Genomic DNA, 7,188 nt, shown 5'->3' with positions numbered 1-7,188 from the left:
TCCGCAAGTTGTAGTTGCGGACGCAAGCCTGCGCTCGTTCAGCTTTCGATTCTAGGTGGGGTTAAATTCGCGCTTACGACCGTCTCGTGCATCGCGCCGAGGTGATCTCGATCGAGGGCGAATCGTATCGGCTCAAGGAGGCCCGCGAACGCAACGAAGCGCGGGCCCGGCAGCGCAAGACGCGCAAACCTGCCGCAAAGAAGGGGCCGACGTCATGAGCCGCGCACCGTTGCTGCCCTCAGGGCGCCGGCGCGGTCTGCCGTTCGTCGTGCCCGACGACTGGACGCCCGAACAGGCGCTGGCCGCGTATGAACTGCTCGAGGACCTGCTCGCCGTGATCACCGACTTCTACGGCCCCCAACTCCACGAACAGCTGCGCGAGCAGCGCACGTCACGATCGGACATCCGAACGCGAAAACCCGACCCGCCGTTCTGAACGGCGTCGCCGTCGCATCACGTCAAAGGGGCCTTCGGGCCCCTTCGTACTTGAGCGAATTGCTCAACATTGCGCCGCCATTTAAGCGCGGTTTTACACCGCAATCAACAGCCGTCAAGATGAACCTTCACGATCGTGCTATCCAGCGATACCGCTTCAATTCGGACGCGAATAATCTGTGCGTGCTGCAACTCCGCGAACACTCGGTCCAGTACGCCGTTGCGAGACGAACGATTCATGCGCGTGTAGACAGTATGCCAGCGACCGAAGCGTGGCGGCAGGCCGCGCCATTTACATCCGTGCTCAGCAACATAGAGGAGCGCGTTGAGCACTTGCAGGTTCGGCAGGCTCACATTGCCTCGCTGTCGCGGCAGGCAATGTTCGATCTGTTTGAATTGGGCTTCGGAGATTTCCATCTCCGAAGCATAACCTTAAATTACGGCAGTGTGAAAACGCCCTGGTACATCGACGAGTTCCTATATAAATAATAAGGCACGGACTATGCAAAAATGGGATTAATCCCATGGATTGTTTTCGCTGCCTTCGTTACGCTTAAGTCACGACTTGATTTAACGAATTTCGATCGTAAAATTCACCGGCGATGATTGAGGTCGCACCTTTCGATAGGCAATCGTTATGAAAAATATATACTGCATGCGTCGCCGTCCAATTCACTTCCGACAACACATTATTACGGGGAATGTGCGACGCAAATTGCCACTGGCGAATCAATGCGAAGAAAACCGGAACGGTTATTGATTCGGCATTAATGATGCTTGAATCAAGCCGCATAGCGAATAGGCTCATGTTCAAAGTATTTGCGAATCCGCTGAGGCCAGCGTTGCACGCTGCGCAGGTGACTGACGGTAGCCTTGACCAATTGCTGCGTGGTGCGTGCCGGTACGAGCTTGGTCACGGCACGCTTCAGGTTCCCGTTGGCCCGTTAGTCAGGATTGAGTTTCGAGCCGTAGCTCGGGAGATAGAAGACCACGATACACCGCCGGTTGGCCACCAGCCAGACCTTCACCGGCTTGGCATGATGCACCCGCAGTTGTCCAGGATCAGGAAGATCTTCTCCGGAGCGTTGCGAATCAGCCTGCGCATGAAGTCTATCAGGATATCGGCATCTAGCGCGCCATCGAAGATCTTCCAGCGCATCTCGCCCTTGTTTGTCGCGGTGAAAATCACCGACAGGCCGCGGCGCTTGCCCCAGCAGATAGGACATCTTCAATTGGTCCGCGATCATCTGGCGCACCAGCAACTCCTGCGTCAGATCGAGCACGCGCCCCTTACCAGATTGACAACCACCCGGCGCATCGTGCAGGGCTTTCACTCCGTGCTTTTCGTGTCACTTGCAGATGTCGAACACGCCCGTGCGGCTCAGTCCGCTCAACTGGGCAATTTCCTCGTACGTGCGACCCGCCTTGCGAAGCCGGAACACCTCCACTCGTCTCTTGTGCCGCGCATCTGGGCGCGGCAATCTCATATCGGTCGTTCCCGTCGCTTTGACATCAGAGCGAGCCCTCAAAATTCAAGGCCACTTATACCGAATCAATAACTCGTCGTCCATTCACCTGGTTTAGGCTCATATAAAACTTGCCTCTATCCGATCGATCGATAGTTAGATAGTTATTCAACACCAAGCAGGAGCTTGCTGCTGGAGTGGATCGCCACCCGATCGCGGCAATCTTAATTGCCGCTAACGGTTATGACGCCAAGTAACTGATTACCCCATTCCTGCCGATCGCGGTCGATCGCCGAAATACATCAGACATATTTTTACAAATCGCGGCCACATTCATGACAAACGTCAATACATCTCGTACGAGCGTGAAATTTCTATCTGCTATTCTCTGCGGAAAGCGACACGAGCATTGTTCTGAAAAGATCTTCCGGGGCATGAAGCGCATGCATATCCAGGCGCTTCATTTCAGACTCGCCCTTATCCACTTCGGGTAATGTTCCGGAATTTAAAAAATATTCCTCCCGCCATGTGGTCGCGTGATATGAATTTGAGAATTTTACAATGAATTATCGCCTGAATCTATGCGGTAGCTGAATGCACCGCGATATTAATCTATACAATTCAAGCGACATCGAGAATTTTTATTTCCCCCACTTTATGCTCAGCATCAAGTCAAAACAATTGAGGCATCTCGTAATTTTGAGTGAGGAGAAAAATTTTTCCAGGGCGTCAGTTCGAGCGCATATTAGCCAATCAGCATTGAGCAGGAGTATTCAATCGATTGAAGAAGAGCTTGATATAAAAATTTTTGACCGGACTGCTCGCGGCGTAATATTGACTCGAGCAGGACGAGTAATTGTCCAGCACGCCCATCGTTTGCTGAGCGAGGTCGATTGCCTCATGGTGGACGTCGAATCACTAAAGGCCATTGAATATATTGGCGTTACCATAGGGATGGAGCCATATTGCGAGGATATGTTGCTCCCCAAATTATTGGGCAATATCATCAAGGAGCATCCTGAAATAAGGGTAAAAATTGAAGTCTCGGATTGCAAATCACTGGCCGAGAAATTGCTAGAAAACAAGATTGACTTGGCGGTGACGAATCAACATGAGCTATCACTTAATTCGAGAATCTCAACAAAGCAGCTGCCTTCCGTGAGCGTGGCGCTATATGTCCGACCTGGCCATCCGCTGCTATTGCGGAGTGGAATTTCTATTGGCGATTTGATAAATTATCCACTTATATCGGCCCCGATAGAAGAATCCATGCGGGAATTAATCGGCCGGTCAATTGATCTTCCTCGTGGCGAATATTTTCGGCCGCTGGCCCAGTGTACAAATGTATCGACGCTCAGGGCGCTCGCAAATCATACTGATGCAATATTGCTGCTAGTAGCTCCAGAATTCAAAGAGCTTCTTTGGGGGGGCGATTTTATCCGGCTGGGCGCAATTGGCGGCAAATCAATTGAAATCGAATTTTTCATTGGATATTCCGCCGGAAGTATTCTATCCGATGAGGCGATCACTATCATCTCTATTATGCAAAACATAATGAGCAATTACTAACCTTCCAGAAAGTATTGTCAATGCCATGAGATAATGCATGGATGAAATCGAAAGGCACATCGGACGGTCGGAAGCTGAATCACGCGACGTTGCAGGCGATGCGCCAGCAGGCGGCAAAGGCCATACGCGAAGGACGGGACGTGGCCAGCGTGGCTGCGGCTTATGGGGTGCACGAACACGGCGTTTACCGTTGGCTGGCCGACTTTGCCAATGGCGGTCGAACGCGTTGCTCGCCAAGGCGATTCCAGGCCGACCGCCCAAGGTCAGCGCCGAAGAGATGCAGTGGCTGGCGCAGGCGGTACGCGATCACAGTCCGTTGCAGTTCAAGTTTGAATTCGGGCTGTGGACGCTGCCGTTGATTGCCGCGCTGATTGAGCGGCAGTTCGGCAAGAAGCTGGCGCTGTCTGGTGTGAGCCGCATCATGAAGCTGTTGGGTTTCTCGGCGCAAAAACCGCTGTACCAAGCCTGGCAACAAGACGCGACGCTGGTGCGCCAGTGGGAATTCGAGACCTATCCGGCGATTCGGGCCGAGGCTCGGGAAGTCGGGGCAACGATCTACTTTGCCGACGAGTCGGACATTCGTTCGGATTATCACACTGGCACGACGTGGGCGCCGCAGGGCTGCACACCGGTAGTGGAGGCGACCGGCAAGCGCTTTTCGCTGAACATGATTTCGGCGGTCGGCCCTCAAGGCGAGTTCCGATTCATGGTGCATGACGGAACCGTCACCGCACTGTCTTCCGAGAGTTTCTCGGTAGCCTGATGATCGGTGGTAAGCACCCGGTCAGCACCGTAGCGCATGTCGTTGACGGAGGGTATCCGCGATGCTATCGGATGGGCTCGACGTGAGCGGTAGACGGCAGCGACGGCGCCACGCTCCAAGGTAGGAGCTCGTCGATGCGGTTGATCGGATGGTCAGCGATATGCTCGAGTACGTAGGCGAGATACGCCTCCGGATCGAGGCCGTTCAGGCGCGCGGTGCCGATCAGGCTATACATCGCGGCGGCCCGTTCACCACCGGAGTCGGCGCCGGCGAACAAGTAGTTGCGCCTCCCGATCGCAAGCTCGCATTCATTCTGCCCATATCGGGCAGGAAGTTGAAGTCCATTATCGTTGGCATCCGCTGTATGGTCGCCGCGTCAAGGTTCGAGACGTAGAGAATCGCAGCGGCGGCCGCGTGGTGCATGTCGACGCTGGCCCTGGCGTAGTCAAGGTGGTGGCAGCGTGGATGCTCGATCGGGCCGTGTGTTCAGTCATGGAGCTCGGCGAGCCGAAGGTTACCGTGGCGGTGCTATGCGCACTGCATCGGCTGCTTGTTGATCGGCGCTTGCGAGCAAACTCGCCGGACGGTTCCACCATCGTCCGGGAGAAACGCAATGGGCCAACTGCCAAGGGGTGTTCCAGCACGACCGCAATCGCCGGCGGTGACGCCGCGCCAGATGAACATGGTGTTCGACAACGCCGAGCTTCAGCGAATGAACGAGGCGCAACGCGCAAAGGTAATCACGCATCTTGCAAGCCTGCTGATCCAAGCCGCCGGCGCAACCACCGGGAAGGAGCGTGACGATGACGAACGCTGATCGTTTGCCGGCGCCCCTTCTCCAGCGCAAGGCAGTAGTTTATGTCCGTCAGTCGACGCAGGCCCAGGTCCAGATGAATCTCGAGAGCCAGCGTCGCCAGTACGAACTCGTGGGAGAAGCAAAGCGCCGCGGGTTTCGCGATATCGAGGTCATCGACGATGATCTGGGTCGATCGTCCCGCCCGTCGCTGCAGTAATAGACCAGTGCCGGCCAGCGATTCATCGCATACCGAATTGCCTTGGTCGTGTCGGATTTCGCAGAGAGCGTGCCGAGCGTCGCTTCGAACCAGCGCTTCATGTCGTCGAGCAACGGCGCCGCCTGTGCCTGGCGCACTCTGCGTCGTTCATCGGGCGGTTTGCCGCGGATCTGCTCTTCGATCTTGTAGAGCGCGCCGATCCTGTGCAGCGCCTCTTCGGTGACGGCGTTGGGACGCACCGCATGCAGGTCGTGGATTTTCCGGCGAGCGTGGGCCATACATGCAGCTTCCTGGACGCGACCGTCGAGATACAGCTCGGCGTAACCAGCGAACGCGTCGGCCTGCAGCACGCCAGCGAAGTGCGCGAGATGCTGCTGGGGATGTTCACCACGTCGATCTGGCGTATAGGTGAACCAGACCGCCGCCGGCTCTTCGGAAGCGCTTGACCGGTCATCGCGCACGTAGACCCACAGGCGTCCTGTCTTTGTGCGACCGTTGCCGGGCGCCAGCACTGGCAGCGGCGTGTCGTCCCCGTGAACCTTGCCGCCAGCCAACGTGTATCGGCGTACGGTGTCGACCAGCGGTGCAAGCAGCGCCGTGATGCTTCCCATCCAATACCCCATTGCACCCGGATCGATCTCGACGCCGTCGCGCGCGTACATGACTGCCTGGCGATGCAGCGGGATGTGGTATGCGAACTTCGACACGGCGATGTGCGCGAGCAGCGCCGGCCCCGGGATGCCACGATCGATTGGTCGACTCGGTGCCGCGGCCTGCACGATACGATCGCAGCATGCGCAGGCCAGCCTCGGACGGCGGTGGCGGATCACGCGGAAGTGCGCCCGGACGTATTCGAGCTGTTCCGCGACGTCTTCGCCCAGCGGTTTGAGTTGCCCGCCGCAATCGGGGCAGTCATCGTCGGCGGGCAGATGGATGCGCTCTTCGCGCTCAAGGTGATCCGGCAACGGCTTGCGGCCCACACCTTCGCGACTCGGCCGCTTTACCGCAGCAGCGGTGACCATATCGGCCGAGCCTTCGTCGGCCTGCAGGTCTTCCAGCCGCAATTCAAGCTGCTCGATCTGGCGATCCAGCTTCTCCGATTTTCTACCGAACTGCATCCGGCGCAGCTTGGCGATCGTCAGCTTCAGGTGTTCGATCTCGATCGCGCGCGACGAGAGCTGCTCGCGCAAACTGGCGACCATCGCCTTCAGCGCGTCAATGTCGTCGGGGAGATCGGCGGGAGCAGCAGACATGCAGTGAGCTTACACGACGCCACCCTCAAGCTCTCTACGCGTAATGAACGTTTACAATGCGCTTCGCGGGTGCGCTGCATCGATCGGCTGCCGCCAATCGAATCCCTCGAGCAAGAGCGCAAGCTGAGCGGTCGTCAGCGCAAGAACGCCGGCATCGGCACGCGGCCACGCGAAGCGTCCTTTCTCCAGGCGCTTCGAGAGCAGGCAGAGGCCTGCCGTCGCACCACCACAAACACTTCAGCAAGTCGCCGCGCTTACCGCGGAACACGAACACGTGCCCGCTGTAGGGATCCTTCTCCAGTACGGTTTGTACCTTCGCGGCCAACGAGTTGAAGCCGGAACGCATGTCCGTGACGCCCGCCGCAATCCAGATTCGCGTGTTCGGCGGGATCACTTCAGGCACTCTCGTAGATACCGTTCAGTGAACTCCTGTGACACGGCGCGGATGCGGATACGTCGCTTGCCAACCTCGATCTCGATTTCACAGCTCGGCGACACATCCAGCGTTTGCGGCAGAGCGTGGTTTGGGACGTCTTTCGCTTGCAGATCAACCACCTCAACAGGCAGCAGCGCGACGCTTGGTATCGGCGTTGCGCGTTGCGCTTCCAGTAAGAGAGGTGGCCGCGCAAATTCGGACAGTCGGGTAAGTGGAATGCCCGGGGCCTGAGCCAGCGATAATGCAGGCAAAG

Annotated in this window: 5 protein-coding genes and 7 pseudogenes; 5 read left to right on the top strand and 7 right to left on the bottom strand. The window is 57.1% G+C overall.

What is annotated here, in order from left to right; translation table 11 throughout:
* Positions 1-77: 77 nt before the first annotated feature.
* Together WS91_RS32995 and WS91_RS11905 are read left to right on the top strand one after the other, a co-directional pair.
* Positions 78-218, top strand: a pseudogene (locus WS91_RS32995) (AAA family ATPase); the annotation flags it as partial.
* Positions 215-436 carry a hypothetical protein gene (locus tag WS91_RS11905; RefSeq protein WP_059670335.1) on the top strand — a complete coding sequence of 74 codons (222 nt, stop codon included), beginning with the start codon at positions 215-217 and terminating at the stop codon, positions 434-436. The pseudogene WS91_RS32995 and the gene WS91_RS11905, both read left to right, overlap by 4 nt.
* A gap of 110 nt (positions 437-546) precedes the next feature.
* On the opposite strand, the pseudogene WS91_RS32990 reads toward WS91_RS11905, so the two are convergent.
* Positions 547-852, bottom strand: a pseudogene (locus tag WS91_RS32990) (transposase); the annotation flags it as partial.
* Between the two features lie 365 nt (positions 853-1,217).
* Positions 1,218-1,922: pseudogene (locus WS91_RS32985) on the bottom strand (transposase).
* Positions 1,923-2,495: 573 nt separating this feature from the next.
* Between WS91_RS32985 and WS91_RS32980 the strand changes: the two are divergent.
* Complete coding sequence (locus WS91_RS32980) at positions 2,496-3,470, top strand: LysR family transcriptional regulator (RefSeq protein ID WP_082717571.1); 975 nt, start codon at positions 2,496-2,498, stop codon at positions 3,468-3,470.
* 41 nt (positions 3,471-3,511) lie between these two features.
* Positions 3,512-4,283 (top strand): annotated as a pseudogene (locus tag WS91_RS38170) (IS630 family transposase); the annotation flags it as partial.
* Positions 4,284-4,297: 14 nt separating this feature from the next.
* On the opposite strand, the pseudogene WS91_RS32975 reads toward WS91_RS38170, so the two are convergent.
* Positions 4,298-4,534, bottom strand: a pseudogene (locus WS91_RS32975) (transposase domain-containing protein); the annotation flags it as partial.
* A gap of 312 nt (positions 4,535-4,846) precedes the next feature.
* Here WS91_RS32975 and WS91_RS32970 point away from each other — a divergent pair.
* Positions 4,847-5,050 carry a hypothetical protein gene (locus tag WS91_RS32970; RefSeq protein WP_082717573.1) on the top strand — a complete coding sequence of 68 codons (204 nt, stop codon included), beginning with the start codon at positions 4,847-4,849 and terminating at the stop codon, positions 5,048-5,050.
* 180 nt (positions 5,051-5,230) lie between these two features.
* On the opposite strand, the pseudogene tnpC reads toward WS91_RS32970, so the two are convergent.
* From tnpC to WS91_RS36790, 4 genes and pseudogenes are all read right to left on the bottom strand, one after another.
* Positions 5,231-6,499: pseudogene (tnpC, locus tag WS91_RS11885) on the bottom strand (IS66 family transposase); the annotation flags it as partial.
* A gap of 51 nt (positions 6,500-6,550) precedes the next feature.
* Positions 6,551-6,703, bottom strand: a complete 153-nt coding sequence (gene tnpB, locus WS91_RS38165; RefSeq protein ID WP_442854972.1) for an IS66 family insertion sequence element accessory protein TnpB — start codon at positions 6,701-6,703, stop codon at positions 6,551-6,553.
* Between the two features lie 31 nt (positions 6,704-6,734).
* A pseudogene (tnpB, locus tag WS91_RS38160) lies at positions 6,735-6,893 on the bottom strand (IS66 family insertion sequence element accessory protein TnpB); the annotation flags it as partial.
* Positions 6,890-7,188 (bottom strand): hypothetical protein (locus WS91_RS36790; protein WP_197422238.1); only part of this gene is annotated, 299 nt, incomplete at its 5' end. The gene WS91_RS36790 and the pseudogene tnpB (WS91_RS38160), both read right to left, overlap by 4 nt.

Source organism: Burkholderia sp. MSMB1498 (assembly GCF_001526245.1).
In the GTDB taxonomy this organism is placed as follows: domain Bacteria; phylum Pseudomonadota; class Gammaproteobacteria; order Burkholderiales; family Burkholderiaceae; genus Burkholderia; species Burkholderia savannae.
This window is presented reverse-complemented; position numbering and strand designations above follow the sequence as displayed.

Coding starts and splice junctions, on each gene's coding strand:
- WS91_RS11905 (WP_059670335.1), top strand. CDS start 215: ATGAGCCGCGCACCGTTGCTGCCCTCAGGGCGCCGGCGCGGTCTGCCG.
- WS91_RS32980 (WP_082717571.1), top strand. CDS start 2,496: ATGCACCGCGATATTAATCTATACAATTCAAGCGACATCGAGAATTTT.
- WS91_RS32970 (WP_082717573.1), top strand. CDS start 4,847: ATGGGCCAACTGCCAAGGGGTGTTCCAGCACGACCGCAATCGCCGGCG.